This window comes from Amycolatopsis nivea (assembly GCF_004522235.1).
GTDB classification, from domain to species: domain Bacteria; phylum Actinomycetota; class Actinomycetes; order Mycobacteriales; family Pseudonocardiaceae; genus Amycolatopsis; species Amycolatopsis nivea.
In genome coordinates this window covers 1-21,081 of sequence record NZ_SDLT01000014.1, presented here as the reverse complement: position 1 = coordinate 21,081, position 21,081 = coordinate 1, and the positions used below count along the sequence as shown (strand labels likewise).

Genomic DNA, 21,081 nt, shown 5'->3' with positions numbered 1-21,081 from the left:
GGACGGAAGGAGCGGCCCGATGACGGCAGTCGACACCCGGCCAGGAGAACCGATCGCCGCCGATCTCCCTCCGCCGGACGGGACGATCCGGCTTCCGCTCCTGGTCAGCGCGCGACGCGGCTGGTTCAGCGTGGCGGCCCCCGCTTCGGGCCTGAACCGTCCGCTGGCCGGGGCGACCTCGTGGGATCCCGCCCGGCCGCCGGGTCGGCACCAGCTGGTGTTGATGACGAAGCCCCGCCCGACCGCCGACGAACTAGCGCAGGCCTTGACCGCTGCTGGCCGCGCGGGAGCCGCAGCGCTAGTCGTACGCGAGGGTGCTCTGCCGCCGGAACTCGACCTCGCCACTGCTGCGGTGCCAGTGCTCGTGGTTGCCAGACAGGTCGAATGGGCCGAGATCGGCACAGTCGTGCACTCCCTGCTGTCCGGTGCCCGATTCGGCGGCGTGACAGCGACCCCCGCCGGTCTCTACGATCTCGCCGAAAGCGCGGCCCTAGCCCTCGACGGTGCCGTGGTGGTCGCCGACGCGTCTTTCCGCGTTCTCGCCTTCGGTTGCGGCGAAGCAATGGACGCCCTGACCAGCGAAATGGTGCTAGCCCGGCGAGTCCCGTCGGAGTTGCGGAAGCGCCTCGCCCAGGTCCGAAGCGTCGCCCGCGTTGACCTCCCGGACGGGGACGTGCGCTGGGCTGCCCCGATCCGCTCCGACACCACCATCGGCGGCTACGTCCTTTGCGCGCCGCGCCGGGAGACGTCCGTGGCACGAGTGTTGCGCGAGGTGTCGACGGCCGCCGCTGCCTGGTTCATCGACGAACCCGCCGGGCGAGACGACGAAGACGCGATCCGCGCGGAGCTTCTGCGCGGACTCCTCACCGGTTCGGGATCACTGGAAGCACTGACCGAACGACTCGGCACTTCGCAGCGATGGCGCCTCGCCGCCCTGGGCGATGTCGCGCCCGATCGCGAGGGAGCCCTGGCCCGCTGCGCCCGAATGCTGAACCCTCGCACGGCGACGGCAACGCTGGGTTCCCTCCTGTTCGTCCTGCTCCCGTCGATGCCCGATCCAGGACCCGCCGATTTCACCGAACGCCTGCGCCGGCGCGCGTCGACCACCGCGCCGCTGGTGGCGTGTCTCGGCCGCCCCTGCGCCACCGCGTCCGAAATCCGAGCGGAACTAGGCCCGCTCCGGCACGCGTCGCGGGTCCTGACGGCACCAGCGACCGCCCACCTGACGGACCTGCTGCCGCACGTCCTGATCTCCGAACTCGCGGAACTAGCCGCCGAACACCCGGCCCTGCTCGACGGCTCCCTCGACGTGCTCCGCCGAGACCCCTCCCCGCGCGGTGCCGAATACCTGAACACCCTCCGCTGCTGGTTCGACGCAGGCGGCGACGCCACCCGCGCGGCGGCGGCACTTCGCATACACCGCAACACCTTTCGGTACCGGCTTCAACGCATCGAAGAACTGTGCGCGGTCGACCTCGATGATCCCGTGCAGCGCTTCACGATCGAACTGCAGACGCGGCTCTTGGCGTCGCCACTCATGCTCGGGTCATGAAAACAAGGCGTGCAGACGGGAACCGGGTGGAAGAATAGCGTCGTGGAACGCGAAACGCTGCTGGGCTTGCTGCGGTCGGGAAGTGCGGACGCCTGGGGCCGCGCTGCCGACGCGCTCGATCGCGGTGCGGCGTGGGACGAGTACGGCGGTGCCGAGACCTTCTCGTTGCAATCCATCTTTCGCCGCCGGCGTCGCGTCGCGGCGAAGGCGGGGCAGTATTCGGTGGGGTTCGAGGCCGCGGTGCACGCACTGAACTCGTGGGGCGAGCGGCGGCTGACGCTCGGGACGATCGATGACCGGCCCCGGAACGGGCTGGTGTTCCAGCTGTTCCTGAACAGCGAATCGGCGGCGATAGTCGCCTGCTTCGCGATCGAACCTCCTGCTTACCGGGGAAAGTTTCCCCGGCCGGCAGAAGGGGCGTCGTGACGCGAGTCAGCCGAGATGGTCGTTCGTGCCGTCGACCCAGCCGATGTAGCGCTCCGCTGAACGACGCACCGCGGCCTTCGCGTCAGTCGGCACGCTGGCCCCGGTGAGCGCGTACAGCCGGTCGAACGCGTACGGCTCCAGCCGGTCCACGAGACGTCGGACAAGCCCGGCGGAAAGCGGGATCTGGTTGGGATAGCTGCGCATGAACGTCACCCAGCCCGGCGCGGCGACCGGCACGATGGTGTCGCCGACCAGCAGTGCGCCGTTCGCGATGTGCGCGACGGCGGCGCCCGGGAAATGCCCGCCCGCTTCGACCAGGGTGACGCCGGGCAGGATCTGTTCGGTGCCCTGCCATTCGCGGATCACCGGGTCTTCCCGCTGCACCCACTGCCGATCCGCGGAATGCACCAGCACCGGGACGTTCCCGAGAGCGTGGCTGAGGCTCACCTGCGAGCCGTACATGTGCGGATGGCTCGCCACGATCGCCGCGGCACCGCCGAGTTCGGCGATCTTGTCGAGCAGCGGCTGGTCGAGCGCGTTGGGCGGATCCCACAGCAGGTTGCCCGCTTCGGTCTGGACCAGGTAGGTCCATTGGCCGATGCCGAACTCCGGTTCGCGGTGCAGCCGGTGGATCCCCGGCTCCGGCTCTTCGTGGACCAGTTCGTGCGGGACGGCCGCCAGTTCGTCCATTGTGGTCCACGACTGCCCGGAGGCGCGGACGTATTGTCGTTCGTCCGCGCAGATCCGGCAGGTCCCGGCGGGCGGCTTTTCGGTGTCCGGGTGTTCGACCCCGCACGTTCCGCAAATCCAGACGGTCATGCGGCCACTCTGGTATCTCCACTTAACTTGAGGTCAAGGGCGGCCGTCGTCACAGCGCGGCCTGCCGCCAATGTTCGGCGGCCTCGATCATGTCCTGCCGGATGTGCTGGAGCCATTGGCTGGTCGTGCGGAGGCGGGTGCCGACCACCGTGTCGCCGCCGAACAGTTCGGCGCCTTGGCGGGTGAAGCTGGCCCACTGGGCGATGCCTTCCATGCTGGCCAGCCAGGCTTGCTGCCACACGTCGTTCTCGATCAGGTAATGCTCGCGGCGGCCGTTCCGCTCGCGCCGCAGCATGCCCCGTTCTTCCAGCCAGCCCACCGCTTTGGAGACCGACGCCGGGCTCACGCGCAGCCGGGCGGCGAGCTCGGTCGCGGTGCGGCTGCCCGACTCGGCGGTGAAAAGGCAGATCAGAACCCGCGCCATCATCGACGGCATCCCGGTCTGGGTGGCCATCTGCGCGAACCGCGTCTCGAAGTCGCTGCGGGTCTGCGGATCAGCTGCTGCCCTAGGCGGCGGGACGGGCGGCGCGGCGGGGGCCCGGCGTCGCGCCCGTCGCCGGGCGGCCTGTTCTGCGCGGTCGGCCTGGTAACCGTGCGCCCCGCCGTTGCGGGCGACCTCGCGGATCACCGTCGACTTCGGCCTGCCCAGCCTGCGCCCGATCTCGGCGTAGCTCAGCCCGTCCGCCAACCCGGCCGCGACGCGCTGCCGTTCCGGGTAGCTCAACCTGCCGGATGGCATCAGATCGTCTCCGCCTCGCTCGTCCCGGAGCCCTTCCGGTGCATTCACCTTCAGGCTAATGCATCGATAATAGGGCCGCTGCCTGCGTAGATGCAGATTCTGCGTTTGCTGCTCACTAAAACATCGTCCTACTGTTTCCCGCAAGAGGTTCACGGGAAGGGAGCTGGCGATGACCAGCACACTGCCGACCGAGCGTCCGGCCGGCCTGCCGTTCGACCCGCCGCGGGGGCTGGCCGAACTGCGCGAGAAGAGTCCGCTCAGCCGGCTGGACTACCCGGACGGCCACGCCGGATGGCTGGTGACCGGGCACGCGCTGGCCCGCGAGGTGCTGGCAGACCGCCGGTTCAGCGCGCGAGCCGAATTGCGGCATATGCCGATCCCGGGCGCTCCGGCCAGCGATCAGCCCGCGCCGCCGGGAATGTTCGGCAGCATGGACGCGCCCGAGCACACCCGCTACCGGCACCTGCTGGCAGGCCAGTTCACCGTCCGCCGGATGCGCCTGCTGTCCGAGCGGATCCAGGCGGTCGCGGACCGCTGCCTGAACGCCATGGCTGAGAGCGGCAGCCCGGCCGACCTGGTCCCGGCTCTGGCGCAGCCGCTGCCCGCGCAGACGATCTGCGAACTCCTCGGGGTCCCCTACGCCGAACGGGACCGGTTCCAGGAGCAGGCGCTCACCCTGTTCCGGCTGGACAACACGCCGGAAGAAACCGGCGCGGCCTACGCCGCGGTCCACGGAGTCATCGGCGAATTGGTGGCAGCCAAGCGAAAAGCGCCCACCGACGACCTGCTCAGCGACCTGACCGGCAGCGATCTCACAGACACCGAGCTGGTCAACATCGGTTTCACCTTGCTGGGCGCGGGACTGGACACCACCACGAACATGCTCGCGCTGGGCGTCTTCGCCCTGCTCGAACACCCTGACCAGCTCGCGCTGCTGCGCGCCGAACCGGAACTGGCCGACAACGCGGTCGAAGAACTGCTGCGCTACCTGAGCATCATCCCGTTCACCGTGCGCACCGCGCTGGAAGACGTCGAACTCGCCGGCGAACAGGTGCGCGCGGGCGAGTCGGTCACCATCTCGGTGCCCGCCGCGAACCACGACCCCGCGCACTTTCCCGCGCCGGACAACCTCGACCTGCGCCGCAAGGCGAGCGGGCACGTCGCCTTCGGCCACGGCATCCACCAATGCCTGGGCCAGCAACTCGCGCGCGTCCAGCTCCGGGTCGCCCTGCCCGCTTTGCTGACCAAGTTCCCGTCCCTGCGCCTCGCCGTGCCTGCTTCGGACATCGCGATGCGCAGCGACATGCTCATCTACGGCGTGCATCAGCTGCCCGTCGCGTGGGAGGCCTGACCTGTGTCGAAAGTTTGCTTGATCACCGGTGCCTCAGCAGGAATCGGCCGCGCCACCGCGCTGGAACTGCTGCGGGCGGGCCACGTCGTGTACGGAGCCGCGCGCCGAGTGTCCAACATGGACGAACTGCGCGACGCTGGCGGGCACCCGCTGGCGATGGACGCTCGCGACGAGGCCGACCTCGTCCGCGTGGTGCGCACTGTCCTGGACGAACAGGGACGGATCGACGTCCTGATCAACAACGCCGGGACTGTGCTGCACGGGGCCGCTGAAGATGTTCCGTTGGAGGCTGCCCGCGATCAGTTCCAGGTCAACGTTTTCGCCCCGGCTCGGCTGGTCCAGCTCGCCCTGCCCGCGATGCGCGCCCAGGGGTCGGGCCGCATCGTGAACGTCTCCTCGATCGGCGGGGTGATCAGCTTGCCGTTCGGTGCTTGGTACTACGCGTCGAAACACGCGCTCGAGGCTTACTCGGACACGTTGCGGATGGAGGTTCGGCCCTTCGGCATCGACGTGGTGGTCGTCCAGCCGGGCATCATCAAGACCGAGTTCGAAGACCAGACCGCCGCGCAGTTGCGGGAGTACTCCGGCGGTGGGCCTCATGGGGCGATGGTTGAGAAGATGGCTGGTCAGGCCGAAACGGGGCTCGCTGGGGGTGCCGATCCCGCTGTCGTGGCGCAGGCCATCCGGCAGGCGGTGGAAGCCGATCCGCCCGAGACTCGTTACGCCGTCGGTCTGCATGCCGAGGAACTCCTGGAGCTGAACCGGACGCTGCCGGATCGGGAGTTCGACGAGCTGGTCACCCGTTCGATCCGGTAGGGGAGGAGTTGCCGACCCGCGACCATGGACCGCGCAGCGAAGATTCTCCGGATGGGACTGGCTTGATGAGCAATGGCCGCGGGACCGCGGACGAGAGGCCGGTGTACGAGCAGAGCGCGGTACTCCGGCAAGCATGGTTCAGCGCTCTGCTGATCAGCGCGGCCTTGGCAGCGCTCGCGGTGCTGGGCCTGTTCCTGCGGCCGCACTGGTGGTGGGCGGTGCCGATCGGCTGCGCGGTGCTGAGCCTGGTTCTTGCTCTGCGGCTCCGGCTCGCGACGACCCGGGGCGCGGTCGCAATCCTGAGCGTGACGATCCTCGTCCTTGTCGTCGGTGCCGGGTGGCTTGCCGCGCAACTCGCCGAACGGTGGTGAGAACACCGTCGGCCCATGCCCGGCCGGGCTGACGACTCACTTCCCCGGCGAAGGAACGAAGCCCTCACCCCACCCGCGCCGCCAGCCGTGCGCGGTCGAGTTTTCCGTGCGGGTTCAACGGGAGTTCGTCGGTCGCGAAGATCCGGTCCGGGACCATGTACCCCGGCAGGCTGCGGCCCAGCTCCAAGCGCAGAGCGGCCTCGTCGGTCGAGCCGGTCTCCACGAACAGGGCCAGCACAGTGTCGCCACGGACCCCGGGCACGGGCGTCGCGGCAGTGCGCACACCGCCGAGGAGACGGGTCGCCGCGTGTTCGATCTCGGCGAGTTCCACGCGGTGGCCGCGGATCTTGACCTGCCCGTCCAGCCTGCCGCGATGGTGCAGCAGGCCGTCGTGCCACTCCGCCAGGTCGCCGGTGCGATACCACCGCCGCCCGTCGCGGGTGACCAGTTTTCCCTGGTCCAGCAACGGATCCGAGTAGCCCGCGAACACCTGCGGGCCTGCGACGAGCAGTTCCCCGTCGGCGTCGAGGCTCAGCTCGGCACCGGCGGTCGGGGTGCCGATGGGCAGGATCGCGTGGCCGGGGATCGGGTCGGCGGGAGCCAGCCGGTAGGTGCTGACCCACACCGTCGTCTCGGTCGGCCCGTACACGTTGTCGATGATCGCCTCCGGAGCGGCGGCGCGGGCGAGCGCGACGGTCTCGCGCCGCAGCGGTTCGCCGCCGATCACCACATGCCGCAGTCCGGACAGCGATCCTGGCGCCAGATTCCCCGCGGCGGCGGCCGCTTCGAGCAGGCTCGGCGTGCAGGCCCACACCGTGACGCGGTGCCGGGCGATCGTCCCCGCCGGGTTGAGCGCGTGCACGCGGGGCACGGCGGCGAGCGCGCTGCCGCTGCTCCACGCGCCCCACATCTCGAACACCGAGAAGTCGAACGTCAACCCGTGGCACTGGGAGAACACTTCCCCCGGCCCGGTCCGGAACGACGGCAGTGCGGCGGCCAGGAACGCTTCCACGTTCCCGTGGGTGATCCGCACTCCCTTCGGCCGCCCGGTCGAGCCGGAGGTGAACAGCAGGTACGCGGGGCTGTCGCCGGAGACCGGAGCGGCGGCCCGCGCCGCTGGGCCGGGACGTGCCGCGTCGTGGATGTCCACCACCGCGATCCCGGCCATGGCGGACAGCTGTGCCTCCAGCGGTTCTTCGCCGCGCAGATCGGTGTGCACGACGCAGCGCGCACCGGCCTGGCGGACGATGTCGGCGTTGCGCTCCGGCGGAAAGTCCATCGACAGCGGCACGATCGCGGCGCCCGCGTACAGCACCCCGAGGTAGGCGCAGTACGTCGCGATCTCCCGTTCGCCGAGCACGGCGACCACGCCGCCCGCGCCGATGGTTTCGGCGAGCGCGGCGGCGTGGGCCGCGGTTTCCGCGTACGTCAGTGCACCGGCGTTGTCGACCAGGCACGGCTCGTCGGCGAACCGGGCGGCTGTCTCGGCGAACCGCGCGGCCAATCCTTCAGCGGGCGCGCGCCAGGCGCCCGTTTCCGCGTCTCCGCTTGTCAGAGAGCCGGTGGTGCCTTCGACGAGTTTCCACAGCGAACGCGGCGTACGGAACGCGCGCTCGTCAAAGGCGGGTAGCTCGATGCCGTACCGCGTAACCAGTTTGCTGCTCAGCGCCAACGTGCTCAGCGACGTGAGACCGTAGTGCAGCAACGGAGTGTCGGGTTCCAGCGAAGACGTTTCGTCGCACAAAGCCAGTTCGCTGCGGAGCAGTTCCTCGAACTCCGCGCTCCACGGCTTCACCTGCTCAGCGGCCGACATGCGGCACCGCCCAACGCGGCTGGTCGAACGTTCCCGGTGCGGTCGCGGTGTCGTCGCGCAATGCTTCGCGGTAGCGCGCGAGTGCTTGCAGGGCATAGCCGTTCGCGGTGTGGTCGTGCCGGTACAGCAGTTCGAGGAAGTACACGCCGAGCAGACTGGGTTGCCACAGCCCGTCCGCGTCGCGATGGTCGACGAGCCACCGCGCGCCGCGGGCCGCGATCGGCGCGGTCGGTGTCACACCGGACGCGCACAGGCCCAGCAAGGCCATCGCCGTCTCCTCGACCGTGGAGTGACCCCGGCCGAGCGCGTCGCCCCAGCCGCCGTCTTCGTTTTGGTTGAGCCGCAACCACGAGACGCAGCGCCGCGCGACGGCGCTCGAACCCAAACCGGCGTCGCCCAGCGCGCGAAGCACGGAGCCCGTTCCGCACACCTGCCCGACGTACCACTTGTTCTCGATGGCGCCGTCCGCGCGCTGCACCTTCGCGAACCACGCGTACGCGTTGCGCAACGGTTCGTCGTCCGGGCGGCAGCGTCCGGACAACGCCAGCGCGGAGAACGCTTCGGCGGACATCACCGCGCAGGGGCCGTACAGCACCTTCGGCGACCGCGCCTTGCCGACCATGGCGAACGACGGGTCCATGCTCGCGATCCGGCCGACCTGCGCGAAGCAGCTCCACGAACCGTCGTAGTTCTGTTGGCGGAGCAGCCATTCGGTGCCGCGCCGCACCTGCGGGTCGCTCACGTCCGCGCCGTCGCCGGACAGCGCGATCACCGCGTCGCCGGTGTTGCCGCTGTTCGGCCAGCCGGACGGCAGCCCCCAGCCCCAGCCTCCGGGCGGGGCACCGGTCCAGATGAAGTCCTCGTCCCGTTGCGCGGAGCGGATCCAGCCGACCGCCTTGGTCACCCGCGCGTCGTCGCCGAGCCCGGCGTGCTGGAGACCGGTGGTGATGAAGTTGGTCGCGTCCACCTCGAGGTCGCGGGTGACCGCCCAGCCGCCTTCGGGCTTGATGGTGGCGCGGAAGTAGTCGAGGCAGTGGCGCACGATGTCCGGGCGCTGTTTCGCGATGGTGAGCCCGATGCAGACGTTGGCCGACATCATCGGCGACTCGACGAAACCGCCTTCCGGGCCTTCGAACCCGACCAGCCCTTCGAGGTATTCGATGGCCTTCGGCGTTGCGGCTTTGTTGAGCGCGGTGCGGACCCGGCCGCCGGGCATCAGCTCGGCGCACATCAGGCCCCACGACAGCGCGGTGGGCATCGCGAAGGTCAGCTTGCGGCGCAACGGGGCGGGCAGCAGGGCCAGTTCGATCGGGCAGCGCAGCAGGCCCTCGTCGCTCATCAGCCCGGCCAGCACCAGGTAGAAGTGCACCAGGACGGTGAGCGAGCACTGTTCCACGTCGCGGATCGCCGCGGTGCCGCCGAATTCCTCGACGCGCGCCCAGCCGCGGCGGATCTGCCCGGCGGCCTCGTCCGGGATCACCAGCGCCAGCGCGGCCACCGACAGCGCGGTGCCGTTCAGCGTCGGCTCGGTGTCGACGTCGTCGCCCCAGCCGCCGTCCGGGCCCTGGTTGGCCAGCAGGAAGTCCAGGCCCCGGCGGATCAGGTCGCGGCAGCCTTCCGGATCCGCCAGGTGCATGGCGATCACGACGTCGGCGGTGGAACCGGGGCTGGCCGACAGCCTGCCTTCCCAGCTGCCGTCGGAGCGCTGGAGGGCGAACAGCGCGTCGGCGGTGCGGGCCAGCGCGCGGTCCAGCTCCGCGGGCGGGAGGATCGGGTCGAGGCTCATGGTCGCTCGCTTTCGGACCTGGCGTGGAAAAGGGAATCGCGGCCGGAACGCCCGGGAAAAGGACACAGGCGTGGCGCGATCAGTGTGACACGGCCGAGTTCGCGCGGTCAACCGCGCGGCGGCCGCGTTGACGGGTTCCCGGGGCCGTGTCACGCTGTTCGCGGGGGATTCTTCTGTGCACTCGCGGTGCTATTTTCGCGCGTCTTCCGGAGCAGAACGGTAAATGGTGTGAGCGATTACGACATTGTCATATGCGGGGCCGGGGCAGGCGGGCTCACCGCGGCGATTCTTCTCGGCAGGCAAGGACGCCGGGTGCTGCTGGTCGACAAACTCACCGACACGGTGGAAACGTTCAAGGGCGAGCTCCTCCAGCCCGGTTCGCTGGCCACTTTGGACTCGATCGGCGCGCTGGAAACCCTGCGCCGCGCGGGCGGGCGCCGGATCGACCGGCTGGTCTGCGCCGGCGACGACGGCGCGGAGCTGTGCGCGATGGACTACCGGTGGCTGCCGAGCGCCTACGACCACTGCCTCACCCACACCTACAAAGGCATCCTGGACAACCTGATCCAGGCGCTGCCCGCGACCGTCGAGTTCCGCCGCGGGGTCTCGGTCGAGCGCGCGGTGCGGGACGGATCCGGCCGCGTCGCCGGGGTCGTGCTGCGCGAGCGCGGCGCCCGCGCCGAGGTGTCCGCGGACCTGGTCGTCGCGGCCGACGGGCACGCGTCCAAGCTGCGCGGCCAGGTCGGGATCGAAGTGGACACCACGCCCTACGACCACCAGGTGGTCGCGATCGACCTGGCCGGCGTGCCGGAGCTGGCGCACCAGGCGACCACCACGATCACCCGCGACGGGATGCGCGTGATGTACCCGATGCCCGGCGGCGGCGGGCGGCTGTACCTCCAGGTCGAGCGCGGGCTGGTGAACCGGATCGGCAAGGCCGGGCTGGCCGGCTGGGTGGACGAGGCGGTCGCCGCGTGCCCGAGCGTGGCGCCGATCGCCGAGTCCGTGCGCGCCGGGGTGCCGACCTGCCGGGTGCTGTCCGCGCGGCGGTTCGTCGCGCCGGTCTTCCACGGCGCCGGGATGCCGCTGATCGGCGACGCAGCGCACGCCGTGCACCCGATGGCCGGGCAGGGCATGAACGCGGCGATCGCGGACGCGGTGCGGCTGGCCGGCGCGTTCCGGGACGTCTCCACCGCCGGATCCGGCGCGGTCGACGCCGCGCTGGCCGAATACGACCGGGTGCGCCGCCCGGAGCTCAAAACCATTTCTGAATTCAGCCACCGGTTCGCGGAAATGTTCACCACCGCGGTCGGGAATTTCGGGTACGCGCGCAGCAAGTACATTCTTTCCTGCCACGGCCGGAATCGCCGGTTGTGCTACAAGATCATGCACAACATCTCCGGTCTGGGTTATCGGAAATTCTCCGTTCTCGACCGGTTGCAGCAACTCGGCTGGCCGGACCGCGCGGCCGATGAGTTGCCTCCGCGTCGAGCGGGCGTGGACGGCGCCGTTGAGGCCACCTTGGACCCGCGTTGAGGAATCTCGTGCGCTCCGCCGCTCCCCGCTTACGGTCGCGGCCATGAAACAGGTGTTGCTGGCGAGCCCGCGCGGGTACTGCGCCGGGGTGGATCGCGCCGTACGCGCCGTCGAGGCCGCACTGCAGCGCCACGGCGCGCCGGTCTACGTGCGCAAGCAGATCGTGCATAACACGCACGTGGTGCGCCGTCTCGAGCGTCTTGGAGCGGTGTTCGTCGACGAGGTGAGCGAAGTGCCGCCTGGCTCGGTCACAGTGTTCTCGGCGCACGGCGTCGCCCCCGCGGTGCACGAAGCCGCTGCGGGACGCTCGTTGCGCACTATCGACGCGACGTGCCCGCTGGTGACGAAGGTGCACCGCGAAGCCGTGCGTGCTGCCGCGCGCGGAGACCAGATCCTGTTGATCGGCCACCACGGGCACGAAGAGGTCGAAGGCACCAGCGGCGAGGCACCGGCGGACACCATCGTGGTGGACGGCCCGGACGCGGTCGCGGGCTTGGAAGTGCGCGATCCGGCCAAAGTGACCTGGTTGTCCCAAACCACCCTTTCGGTCGCGGAGACCGAACAGACCGTCCGCCGGCTGCGCGAACGGTTCCCGCTGCTGTCCGACCCGCCCAGCGACGACATCTGCTACGCCACCCAGAACCGGCAGGAAGCGGTCGCCGAGCTGGCCGCCGAGGCCGGTCTGGTGCTCGTCGTCGGTTCCGCCAACTCGTCCAATTCGGTGCGGCTCGTGGAAGTCGCGCTGGACGGCGGCGCTTCCGCGGCGTACCTGGTCGAGGACGCCGCCGCGGTCGATCCCGCGTGGCTCGACGGGGTGACGACGGTCGGGGTCACCAGCGGGGCGTCGGTGCCGGAGGATCTGGTCGAGCAGGTGCTCGAACTGCTGGCCGGACACGGTTTCGGGGACGTGCGCGAGGTGCGCACCGCCGAAGAGAAGCTGAGTTTCGCCCCACCGCGCGAGTTGCGGTCGTAACCCGCGGCCGCGCCTGCGGTTAACCTGCCAGGCATGGACGAGGCGAGGAGGACCGTACGGGCCGCGGTGTCCGGCGAAGGACGGTCCGAAGCGCTCGCCGTGGCCGCGCGCTGGGCGGTGCGCGTGGGCCTGATGGTGGTGCTGGCCTACACCGTCGCGGTGGCCTCGCCGGGGATCGGGACGCACGGCCTGCCCGGGCTCAACCTGCTCGGCCTGCTCGTCGGCGCGGCGGGCTGGTTCGGCTGGGGCCTGCTGCGCGACCGGGAGGGCCTGCTGCGGCTGATCGCGCTGCTGGTCGGCGTGGTCGGCGGCGCACTGCTCGTACCCGGCACCTCCGGTTCGGACGTCGGCGTGATCCTGGTCTGCCTGATGGTGCTCGCCGCCGCCAGCGTGGTGGAGCCGGGCCCGGCCGGGGTGGTCGCCGTCTTCGCGATGGCGGCGGTCGGAATCGCCGAGCGGTTCTGGGAGAACCTGCTGCCCGGCGGATTCGCGGTGCTCGCCGCCGCGGCCTCGTATCTGGCCGGGATCGTGCGCAGGCAGCGCCTGCTGCACATCGCGCAGACCGAGATGCTGCTGGTGGAAACCCAGGTCGCGAAAGAAGAACAGGCCCGTTCCGCGGCGCTGGCCGAGCGCGCCCGGATCGCCCGCGAGATCCACGACGTGCTGGCGCACTCGATGGGCGGTTTGATCGTGCAGCTGGAGGCCGCGGACGCGCTCCTGGAGACGGTGCCGGGCGCGGACCGGGCGCGGGCCTGCGTGATCCGCGCGCGCGGTCTGGCCGGGGAAGGCCTGGCCGAGACCCGCCGCGCGATCGGTGCGCTGCGCGGGGACAAACGCTCGCTGCCCGAGTTCCTGAGCGCGCTGGTCGAGGACTACCAGGCCGACTATCCCGACGTGCCGGTGTCTTTCGAGGAGCCGGCCGAACAGTCGGAGCTGCGCCCGGAAGTGACGCTGGCGTTGCAGCGTCTCGGCCAGGAAGCACTCACGAACGTGCGCCGGCACGCGCCGGGCGCTCCCGTGACCGTCTCGCTGTCGGTGGACGAGGAGCAGGTCGAACTGGTCGTGCGGAACGGCGCACCGAGCGAGGCCGAACGCACCACGACTGGCGGCGGCTACGGGCTCATCGGGATGCGGGAACGGATCGAACAGTTGGAAGGCACGCTGCAAGCGGCGGCCGAAGGACCGGGCTGGACCGTGCGGGCGCGGGTGCCGCGCACGGGAACCGAGGGGGACTGATGGACGGGCCGTTGCGGGTGCTGGTCGCCGACGACCAGACGGCGGTGCGCGAGGGACTGGTGACCCTGCTGGAGACCTTCCCCGGCACGACGGTGGTCGGCGCCGCCGCGAACGGGGACGCGGTGCTGGAGATGGTCGCCGCCGATCCGCCGGACGTGGTCCTGATGGACCTGCGGATGCCGGTCCGGGACGGGGTCAGCACCACCGCCCGGCTGCGCGCGGAGTACCCGGCGGTGAAGGTCGTCGTGCTCACCACTTATGCCGACGACAGTTCGGTGCGGGAAGCGTTGCGGGCGGGTGCTTTGGGGTTCCTCACGAAGGACGCTGGCCGCGCGGACATCGCCCGTGCGCTGGCGGCCGCCGCGTCCGGCCAGTCGGTGATGGACGCCGAGGTGCAGCGGCGTCTGCTCGCCGGGATGAGCGAGCCTGCCGAGCCGCCGGTGCGTTCCGCGGCGGACGGGGTGCTGAGCGGTCGCGAGGTCGAGGTGCTGCGGCTGGTGGCAGGCGGACTGTCCAATCGCGAGATCGCCGGGCGGTTGTTCATCGGGGAGGCGACGGTGAAGAGCCATATCAACCGGATCTTCGCGAAGATCGGCGTGCGGGACCGGGCGCAGGCGGTGCGGTATGCGTTCCGGCACGGGTTGACGGGGGAGTGAGGTTCAGCCCGTGGTTTCGAGGGATCCCCACAGCTTCGTGTAGTGGCCCTGTGCCGCCACAAGCTCGGCATGGGTGCCGAGTTCGGCGAGCCGTCCGTCCTCCAGCACCGCGATGCGGTCGGCGTGTGCGGCGGTGGACAGGCGGTGCGCGACGAGTATCACCGTGCGTCCGGCGCACGCTGCGGCGGTCGCCGCTTGGCATCGTGCCTCGGTGCGTGGGTCGAGGTTCGCAGTGGCTTCGTCCAAGACAAGAATCGTGGGCGCCAGAAGCCGGGCCCTCGCGAGCGAGACGAGCTGGCGTTGGCCTGCCGACAGCGCGGAGCCGCCGACGCCGACCGTAGTGGCGTAGCCGTCCGACAGGGCTTCGAACACTTCGTGCGCGCCTACCGCGCGGGCGGCGGCGATGGCGTCGCGCGGGCTGGCATCCGGGCAGCCGTAACGGATGTTGTCGAGCACGCTGCGCCCGAAGAGGTACGGTTCCTGCGGCACGAAGCCGATTTGCCTGCGTAGCAAGCGTACGTCGTAGCTGCGGAGGTCGACGCCGTCCACCAGAACCTGCCCCTGGCACGGATCGTGGAACCGGAGAAGCAGCTTCAGCAGCGTGGACTTGCCCGCGCCGCTGGCTCCGACCACGGCCAGCGTGCTGCCCGCGGGTACGTCGAGCGAAATGTCGGACAGGGCGTCGCGCGGTGCGCCGGGGTAGCGCATGCGTACCTGGTTGAACCGCACGGTGCCTCGGGCCTGGGACGGTGCGACCGGCTGTCGCGGCGACGGTACGGCCGGTTCGGTGCGGAGGAAGGCGCGAAGGCGTCGTACAGCGACAGCGGCCTGTGCGTAGCCGTCGTAGGCCTGAGCGAACTGTTGCACGGGCGCGAAAAGCGAGTCGAGGTACAGCACGAAGGCGACCAGTACGCCCGCGGTGAGCGTGCCGTCTTCGATGCGCGCTGCTCCGGCCGCAAGCACTACTGCGGCGGTCACGGCGCCTACCAACTCGACGAACGGGAAGTACAGCGCGGTCCACAGATGCGTGCGTACACGGGCGTCGCGGTACCGGCGGTCGTGCGCGCCTAGTTCGGCGACGCTGTCTGTGCGGCGGCCGTGAAGCTGCACGACGGTGAGCCTGCTGATCGTTTCGCGGAGCGCGGTGGTGAAAGCGGCCAGGCTCTCCCGTGCGAGGGTGTAAAGCGGGGTGGAACGGCGTCGGAACCACATCGTGGCCAGCACTACCAACGGAACTCCCGCCAGCGCGAGCAGCAGCAGGTCACCGTCCATCAAGGACAGTGCGGTGATCGCGCCGATCGTGGTGACCGCGCTGACCAACGCTCCGGGCAGGTCGTTGCGCAGAAAATGGGACAGTGCCTCGATGTCGGCGGTGAGCAGGGTGATCAACCGGCCGCGGTCCCGTTCCGCGGGGCCGAGCGCCAGTGCGTGCTGCGCGGTGCGCCTGCGCAAGCCGAACAGCACCCGCTCGCAGGTACGGCCGGTCACCACGGTTTCGCCCGCGGTGCTCAGCGCGTTGAGTGCGACCAAACCCGCACCGGCGGCGACCCATGCCAGCAGTACGCCGAGCTGTCCGGCGTTCACGCCCGAGTCGACTCCGCGGCCCATGGCCAGCGGCAGCAGCACATCGGTGGCCGTGCCGGCGGCGAGCAGCGACAAACCGGCGAGGAATCCCTTGCGGTGCGCGCGAAACAGTCCGTGCTGGCGAGGCGGGACAGTGACGGGTGCCGCCAGCACTTGCGAAAAGGCGGGTTTCGGCGGCGGTGGCGCGGGCTCCGTTTCGCCGAGGAGAGCCCGGTAGGCGGGAGAGCGGGCTTGCAGTTCCTCGTGGGTCCCAATGTCCGCCACGCGGCCGGACTCCAGCAGCACCACCCGGTCGGCGGTACGGAGGAGATTCGGGCGACTGGTCGCCACGACCCGCGTGGTGGCCAGGCCGCGCAGGTGACGGTGGATGGCGCGCTCGGTCACCGCGTCCACTGCGGTCGTCGGGTCGTCGAGCAACAGCAGCTTCGGGTCCGGGAGCAACGCCCGGGCGAGCGCGATGCGTTGTCGTTGCCCGCCGGACAACTCGGCGTCGCTGATCCTGGTCTGGTAGCCGTCTGGGCTTGCCATGATGAAGTCGTGCACCCCGGCCGCGCGAGCAGCCGCGACGATTCGTGCATGGTCGGCGTCGGGCGCGCCGTATGCGATGTTCGCCTGGAAGGAGCCGGGCATCAGCTGCGGTTCTTCGGTGAGCACTCCGACCGCGCGATGCAATGCTTCGCCGTTCAGTGCGCGTACGTCCACACCACCGACGCGTACGCAGCCATCGGCCGCGTCGTAGCGGCGACACAACAGCCGTAGCAAGGTGGACTTCCCGGAACCCGGTGCCCCAGCTACGGCTACGTACTGGCCCGGCGCGATCGTGAGCGACACACTTCGGAGCACCGGTTTGTCGTAGTAGCCGAAGTGCACGTCACGCAGTTCGACTCCGAGCGCGCTTTGGGGCAGCCCGCGCGAGCCGTCCTGCAGTGCTGGCTGGGTGTCGATCAGCGCGAAGCAGCGCTCCAGCCCGGCGCGCGCTTCCTGTGCGTACCCGACCAAACCGGCCAGTGCGCGCACGGGACCGACCAACTGCGCCAAGTAGCTCACGAAGGCGACGAAGGTGCCGAGGCTGATGTCGTGCCGCAACGCCAGCCAGCCGCCGATGCCCAGCACGCCGACCTGCCCGGCCAGTGGCACGGCGCTCATCAACGGCAGGACCGCGGCGGAGACCCGAGCGGTGCGGATCCGAGCGGTGCGCACCGCGGCGGCGTCCCGTTCGATGGCGGCCAGTTCGTGCTCCTGGCGGCCGAACGCGGTCACCACGTGCAGTCCGTCCAGCACCTCGGACACCCGGCCGGTGAGCTCCGCCGACCGTTGCTGCGCGGCCAGTCCCGCCGGGAAGATCCGGCTGCGGGCCAGGTGCACGGCCAGCACCAGCAGCGGGCACACCGCGAGCACCAGCCCGGTCAGCACCGGGGAAAGCAGCACCATCGCGGTCGCCGACGCCGCCAGCAGCGCGAGGTTGCCGACCGCGGCGGGCAGCGGATCGAGCAGGCCCTGTGCATAGCAGACGTCACCGGTCGCGCGGCCGAGCAATTGTCCGGCACCGAACCCGGTGCGTTGGCTCTCGTCGAGCCGATGCACCGCGGCCACCACGTCGGCCCGCAATTCGCGTTGCACGTCCAGGGCCGTCCGGCCGCCCCAGTACTGCCGGACGGCGGTGGCCGCGAACCGGCCGAGCGCGAAAGCCAGCAATACCACCAGATACGGCGCGATCGGGTCAGTGTGCGTGACGACAGTGCGGTCGATCAGCCGTTGCTGCACCAGCGGCAGCGCCGCGGCGAAACCGGTGGCGGCCAACGCAGCCAGTGCCGCCAGCGCGGTGGCGCCGCGATGCCTGCGCAGGTAGCGCGCCAGCCTGCGCAACGGTGGTGCCATCACACCACGCCGGTGGGCGCGGCCAGCGCCGCCGCCCTCGGCTGCTCGGCCGGGGCCGGGTGCAGGACGTCGCGCGCCATGGCCAGCCACCGCACCGCGAACGCGTCGTGCACGAATCCCGCGCCCAGCAACAGGTCCACGTGCGTGTCGTGGGCGACGACGGTGGCCGGGAACCCGTGCCCGGCGGCGGTCGGCTCGTCGGCGACCACCTCGGCCTGCCCGGGATCGAACGCGAGCCAGCACTGGCTCGCCCCGCTTTTCCAGCCGCGCCAGAGTTCCCCGCCGACCGCGCTGACCGCTTCCTTGCCGCCGAGCAGCGCTTCCAGGTAGTCGGGCACGATCAGATTCTCGATCCGCCGACCCGGCGTCGCGGTGTGGATGCAGGCCAGCAGGGCCGGGACGCCGTGCCGGAGCGCGTACCGGCGCACCTCGGTCGCGGAGCCGTCTACCGGGCGGAGGTCGACCGCCACCGCGGAAGCGTCCTGTGCGGACACCCACGGGAGCCAGGCGCGGTGCGCGGTCTCGCGGTCGGCCAGTGCGCCGGGATGCGCGGCGGGCACCTCCATGTAGCGGTGCAGTTCCTCCTGGAAATTCCAGTGGTCGGCCGGGTTTCCGACGATCAGCGCCGGACCGTCCTCGCCGGAACCGCGCGGGCGGCGGTGCGCGAGCAGGGTCACCCGCGCGCCCTCCCGCGGGGAAACCAGGCACCACACGTCGTCGCTCACCAGGATGAGTTCCCCGTCGCCGTCGCGGTCGATGTCGTGCAGACCGGCGGACGGCGCGTAACGGCCGCCTGCCGCCCAGCGCGCCGCGGACAGCAGCGGCCGGGCCAGGCGCGCGTGCGACGCGGTGGCGCGCACCCACGGGGCCAGCGCCCGGCCCCGGCCGTCCTCCGTGCAGTCGTGCCAGCCCAGTTCGTGCTGGCCCAGCAGGAGCATCCGCTCGGCGACCGTCTGCAGCCGCGGTTCGACGGCACTGCCCGCTTCCCGCAGTTCGGCTTCGACGGAGTCCAGCAATTCCCCGTAAGACCACCATTCCTGGGTGTCGGTCCAGCCGCGGTACGACGGCCCGGCGGACCAGTCGACCTCCAGTTCGTAGTAGGTCCCCGCCGGCACGTCGGCGGACGCGGGCTGAGGGCGTCCGTCCAGCCAGGAATCCAGGCTGACCGGTTCGGCCGCCCCGGATTCGGCCAGGAACCGCAGCAGCCGCTCGTAGCGTTCCAGCGCGGGTTCCCAGCCGCCGACGCCGGCCGCGCGCTCCATGTCGTCGGCGTACACGAGGATTTCCTCGCCGGTCTGCCGCTCCCCGACATCGGCGAGGAACGCCTCCAGGAAGTGCAGATGCGCGTCCGTCCGGGGCGGGAACAGGTACCGCAGGTAGGAACAGATCGGGAGCACGGTCAGGTCGCCGGTCACCGCGCGCGGGCGCAGCAGGCGCAGATCGGCGAGCCCGGGGCGGAACGGCGGCGGCTGCTCGGAGTCCCAGTGGAACGGTCCGTGCAGGTCCGCGTGCGCGCGGGAGTCCGCGGGATAGCCGTCCTCGGGGACCGGCTTCGCGAGCAGCCGGTCGTCCACCAGGACCCGGCGGATGCCCGCCTCGGCGAGCACCCCGGCCAGCTCCGGCGCCCACACCCGCTCCGGCAGCCAGGCGGTCGGCGGCTGGCCGCCGGGCACGCCGAAATGCCGCCGGTGCAGGTCCGCGGCGGCGGCCAGCTGGCGGCGGTTCGACCACTCCGAGCACGCGGGCATGATCGGCTCGGAGTAGGTGCCGCCGAGCAGCGAGACGGTGCCGTCGGCGATCCGTTCGCGGACCAGGCCGACGAAATCCGGACGGTGCCAGAGCGCGGCTTCGAGCAGCGTGCCGGACAGGTGCAGGCCGGTCGGGATCCGGTAGCGGCGGTGCAGGTCGAGCACCTCGGCGTAGCCGTCGCAGATCCGCCCGATGCCGTCCCGGTTGTCGTAGCCGTCGGTGATGTTCAGCTGGTTCGCGTGGTGCACGAAGGCGAGTGGCGCGCCCGACATGACAATCCTCCCGGCTCCGGTGGCTCTTCCGCGGGACCCCGCGACGACCGCTGCCGCCGACGGTAGGAGCGCGGCCCGGCGGGCGTCGTCCACCGCTGGTTGGGTTCGCGGGTGGGTTGGCCGGTTCCACCCGTGGGTGCAACGCCCCGGGTCAACGGAGGCTCAACGGCCGCGCAACCGGGACCCGCGGCGGACGGGCGCGGGGAAAAATCCCCTCGGCGGGCGGGCGGCGGAGACCGGTGCCGGACGAAAGGTAAATACAGATTAAATGGCAATATCCATATTTTGCCCGACCCTGACTTTCGCGGGGGCCTGCTGGGGTTTTTCCTTACTTCCGGAAAGTGCCGTGCAGTCCGCACGGTTGTGCATTACCCGGTTCGGCCGCGGTGTCGGTGGACAGTGCCGAACCCGGTGTGGCAAGCTGCGCCCAGCGGCACTGGCGGGAGAAAAAGAAATACCGCGCGACGCGGTCCGGGAACTCCGGATACCGGCGGCGCGGACCCCGCGAAGCGCCGTTACTGGGTGCGGTACAAGCGGTACAAACTGGCTGGTGCGGAGAGGGCGGGTCGCCCGGGCCTCTTCGCGCGGTGATTCCTGGGGGAAAGCCGTGGATTTCAAGCTTTTGGGCCCGCTGCGGGTCGAATGCGGGGACGCGGAAGTACGCATGCCGAAGGCGCCGAAGGTGCGGCAGCTGCTCGCGTTGTTGTTGTTCTACCACAACCAGATCGTGAGCACGGACCAGATCGTGGACGAACTGTGGGGCGAGGAGTCGCCGCGCCAGGCCGCGCTGACCGTGCGCACGTATGTCTGCCATATCCGGAAAGCCATGGACGGCCCCGGCGGCGGGCACGGCTTGCGCACGGTCTCCTCCGGCTACCAGCTTTCGCTGGGCAGCGACCAGCTGGACGTCAGCCGGTTTTCCGCGTTTTACCACTCGGGCCGGGCGCATTACGAGGCCGGCGAACATGAAAAGGCCTCGGAAAGTTTCCGGCGCGCGCTGGAGGTATTCCGCGGGCGCGTGCTCGCCGACGTGGAGACCGGGGCGATTCTGCGGCCGTTCAAGGCCCGGCTCGAGGAAGAGCGCACCGCGGCGCAGGCGCTGCGGATCCAGACCGACCTGGCGCTGGGCCGGTACCTGCAGCTGATCGGGGAACTGCGGTCGCTGACCATCAGCCAGCCGCTGAACGAATGGGCGCACGCGAGGCTGATGGAGGCGCTGACGCATTCCGGCCGCCGCAGCGACGCGCTGAACGTGTACCGCACGCTGCGCCGCACGCTCGACCAGGAACTGGGCATCGCGCCCGCGCCGGAGCTGCAGCGGCTGCTGCAACGGATCCTCGCCATCGGTCAGCCCACCTGATCGCCTCAGCCCACCGTCACGGTGGGCGTGCCCGGGGTGTCGACGGTGTCGGCGATGCGCATGGCTTCTTCGATGAGGGTCTCCACGATGGCGTGTTCGGGGACGGTCTTGATGACTTCGCCTTTGACGAAGATCTGGCCTTTGCCGTTGCCGGAGGCGACGCC

At 70.6% G+C, this 21,081-nt stretch carries 16 protein-coding genes and 1 pseudogene; 10 read left to right on the top strand and 7 right to left on the bottom strand.

Features of this window, described 5'->3' with window-relative positions; all coding sequences use genetic code 11:
- Positions 1 to 19 precede the first annotated feature (19 nt).
- On the top strand, positions 20 to 1,552 hold the full coding sequence (locus EIZ44_RS18240) for a PucR family transcriptional regulator (protein WP_134729944.1): 1,533 nt from the start codon (positions 20 to 22) through the stop codon (positions 1,550 to 1,552).
- A 42-nt stretch (positions 1,553 to 1,594) separates the two neighbouring features.
- Entirely contained in the window at positions 1,595 to 1,978 is a 384-nt protein-coding gene (locus tag EIZ44_RS18235) for a hypothetical protein (protein ID WP_134729942.1), read from the top strand.
- 6 nt (positions 1,979 to 1,984) lie between these two features.
- Here the strand turns inward: EIZ44_RS18235 and EIZ44_RS18230 are convergent, their stop codons facing one another.
- Together EIZ44_RS18230 and EIZ44_RS18225 are read right to left on the bottom strand one after the other, a co-directional pair.
- Positions 1,985 to 2,797, bottom strand: a complete 813-nt coding sequence (locus tag EIZ44_RS18230) for an MBL fold metallo-hydrolase (protein ID WP_134729940.1) — start codon at positions 2,795 to 2,797, stop codon at positions 1,985 to 1,987.
- A gap of 49 nt (positions 2,798 to 2,846) precedes the next feature.
- On the bottom strand, positions 2,847 to 3,536 hold the full coding sequence (locus EIZ44_RS18225) for a GbsR/MarR family transcriptional regulator (protein WP_134729938.1): 690 nt from the start codon (positions 3,534 to 3,536) through the stop codon (positions 2,847 to 2,849).
- Positions 3,537 to 3,705: 169 nt separating this feature from the next.
- Here EIZ44_RS18225 and EIZ44_RS18220 point away from each other — a divergent pair, with 169 nt between their 5' ends.
- The 3 genes from EIZ44_RS18220 (at position 3,706) to EIZ44_RS18210 (ending at position 6,074) form a co-directional block, all read left to right on the top strand.
- Positions 3,706 to 4,887 carry a cytochrome P450 gene (locus EIZ44_RS18220; protein WP_134729936.1) on the top strand — a complete coding sequence of 394 codons (1,182 nt, stop codon included), beginning with the start codon at positions 3,706 to 3,708 and terminating at the stop codon, positions 4,885 to 4,887.
- 3 nt (positions 4,888 to 4,890) lie between these two features.
- Positions 4,891 to 5,703 carry an oxidoreductase gene (locus tag EIZ44_RS18215; protein WP_134729934.1) on the top strand — a complete coding sequence of 271 codons (813 nt, stop codon included), beginning with the start codon at positions 4,891 to 4,893 and terminating at the stop codon, positions 5,701 to 5,703.
- A 65-nt stretch (positions 5,704 to 5,768) separates the two neighbouring features.
- Complete coding sequence (locus EIZ44_RS18210) at positions 5,769 to 6,074, top strand: hypothetical protein (RefSeq protein ID WP_134669098.1); 306 nt, start codon at positions 5,769 to 5,771, stop codon at positions 6,072 to 6,074.
- 64 nt (positions 6,075 to 6,138) lie between these two features.
- On the opposite strand, the gene EIZ44_RS18205 is transcribed toward EIZ44_RS18210, so the two are convergent.
- Both EIZ44_RS18205 and EIZ44_RS18200 read right to left on the bottom strand, forming a co-directional pair.
- Positions 6,139 to 7,887 (bottom strand): AMP-binding protein, encoded by a 1,749-nt coding sequence (locus tag EIZ44_RS18205; protein WP_167754186.1) that lies wholly within the window; start codon positions 7,885 to 7,887, stop codon positions 6,139 to 6,141.
- Positions 7,874 to 9,673: a prenyltransferase/squalene oxidase repeat-containing protein gene (locus EIZ44_RS18200; RefSeq protein ID WP_134729930.1), complete on the bottom strand. Its 1,800-nt coding sequence runs from the start codon at positions 9,671 to 9,673 to the stop codon at positions 7,874 to 7,876. The genes EIZ44_RS18205 and EIZ44_RS18200 overlap by 14 nt, the downstream gene beginning before the upstream one ends.
- A gap of 228 nt (positions 9,674 to 9,901) precedes the next feature.
- Here EIZ44_RS18200 and EIZ44_RS18195 point away from each other — a divergent pair, with 228 nt between their 5' ends.
- From EIZ44_RS18195 to EIZ44_RS18180, 4 genes are read left to right on the top strand one after another with little or no spacing between them, the layout of a single operon-like run.
- A complete protein-coding gene (locus EIZ44_RS18195) occupies positions 9,902 to 11,209 on the top strand; it encodes an FAD-dependent oxidoreductase (RefSeq protein WP_167754185.1) in 1,308 nt (435 codons plus the stop codon).
- A gap of 43 nt (positions 11,210 to 11,252) precedes the next feature.
- On the top strand, positions 11,253 to 12,182 hold the full coding sequence (locus EIZ44_RS18190; protein ID WP_037819633.1) for a 4-hydroxy-3-methylbut-2-enyl diphosphate reductase: 930 nt from the start codon (positions 11,253 to 11,255) through the stop codon (positions 12,180 to 12,182).
- Positions 12,183 to 12,215: 33 nt separating this feature from the next.
- Positions 12,216 to 13,418, top strand: coding sequence for a sensor histidine kinase (locus tag EIZ44_RS18185; RefSeq protein ID WP_134729926.1), 1,203 nt, complete (start codon positions 12,216 to 12,218; stop codon positions 13,416 to 13,418).
- Entirely contained in the window at positions 13,418 to 14,074 is a 657-nt protein-coding gene (locus EIZ44_RS18180) for a response regulator transcription factor (RefSeq protein WP_037819634.1), read from the top strand. Before EIZ44_RS18185 ends, EIZ44_RS18180 begins: the two co-directional genes overlap by 1 nt.
- A gap of 3 nt (positions 14,075 to 14,077) precedes the next feature.
- Here the strand turns inward: EIZ44_RS18180 and EIZ44_RS18175 are convergent, their stop codons facing one another.
- The gene (locus EIZ44_RS18175) at positions 14,078 to 17,536 is read right to left on the bottom strand and encodes an ABC transporter ATP-binding protein (protein WP_167754184.1); all 3,459 of its coding nucleotides are present in this window, start codon (positions 17,534 to 17,536) and stop codon (positions 14,078 to 14,080) included.
- Positions 17,536 to 19,557 carry a polysaccharide deacetylase family protein gene (locus tag EIZ44_RS18170; protein ID WP_134729922.1) on the bottom strand — a complete coding sequence of 674 codons (2,022 nt, stop codon included), beginning with the start codon at positions 19,555 to 19,557 and terminating at the stop codon, positions 17,536 to 17,538. The genes EIZ44_RS18175 and EIZ44_RS18170 overlap by 1 nt, the downstream gene beginning before the upstream one ends.
- A 607-nt stretch (positions 19,558 to 20,164) precedes the next feature.
- Between EIZ44_RS18170 and EIZ44_RS18165 the strand changes: the two genes are divergently transcribed.
- Complete coding sequence (locus tag EIZ44_RS18165; protein WP_063697480.1) at positions 20,165 to 20,917, top strand: AfsR/SARP family transcriptional regulator; 753 nt, start codon at positions 20,165 to 20,167, stop codon at positions 20,915 to 20,917.
- Between the two features lie 5 nt (positions 20,918 to 20,922).
- Here EIZ44_RS18165 and EIZ44_RS45545 read toward each other — a convergent pair.
- Positions 20,923 to 21,081, bottom strand: a pseudogene (locus EIZ44_RS45545) (flavodoxin-dependent (E)-4-hydroxy-3-methylbut-2-enyl-diphosphate synthase); the annotation flags it as partial.

Coding starts and splice junctions, on each gene's coding strand:
- EIZ44_RS18240 (WP_134729944.1), top strand. CDS start 20: ATGACGGCAGTCGACACCCGGCCAGGAGAACCGATCGCCGCCGATCTC.
- EIZ44_RS18230 (WP_134729940.1), bottom strand. CDS start 2,797: ATGACCGTCTGGATTTGCGGAACGTGCGGGGTCGAACACCCGGACACC.
- EIZ44_RS18225 (WP_134729938.1), bottom strand. CDS start 3,536: ATGCCATCCGGCAGGTTGAGCTACCCGGAACGGCAGCGCGTCGCGGCC.
- EIZ44_RS18220 (WP_134729936.1), top strand. CDS start 3,706: ATGACCAGCACACTGCCGACCGAGCGTCCGGCCGGCCTGCCGTTCGAC.
- EIZ44_RS18210 (WP_134669098.1), top strand. CDS start 5,769: ATGAGCAATGGCCGCGGGACCGCGGACGAGAGGCCGGTGTACGAGCAG.
- EIZ44_RS18205 (WP_167754186.1), bottom strand. CDS start 7,887: ATGTCGGCCGCTGAGCAGGTGAAGCCGTGGAGCGCGGAGTTCGAGGAA.
- EIZ44_RS18200 (WP_134729930.1), bottom strand. CDS start 9,673: ATGAGCCTCGACCCGATCCTCCCGCCCGCGGAGCTGGACCGCGCGCTG.
- EIZ44_RS18190 (WP_037819633.1), top strand. CDS start 11,253: ATGAAACAGGTGTTGCTGGCGAGCCCGCGCGGGTACTGCGCCGGGGTG.
- EIZ44_RS18185 (WP_134729926.1), top strand. CDS start 12,216: ATGGACGAGGCGAGGAGGACCGTACGGGCCGCGGTGTCCGGCGAAGGA.
- EIZ44_RS18180 (WP_037819634.1), top strand. CDS start 13,418: ATGGACGGGCCGTTGCGGGTGCTGGTCGCCGACGACCAGACGGCGGTG.
- EIZ44_RS18175 (WP_167754184.1), bottom strand. CDS start 17,536: ATGGCACCACCGTTGCGCAGGCTGGCGCGCTACCTGCGCAGGCATCGC.
- EIZ44_RS18170 (WP_134729922.1), bottom strand. CDS start 19,557: ATGTCGGGCGCGCCACTCGCCTTCGTGCACCACGCGAACCAGCTGAAC.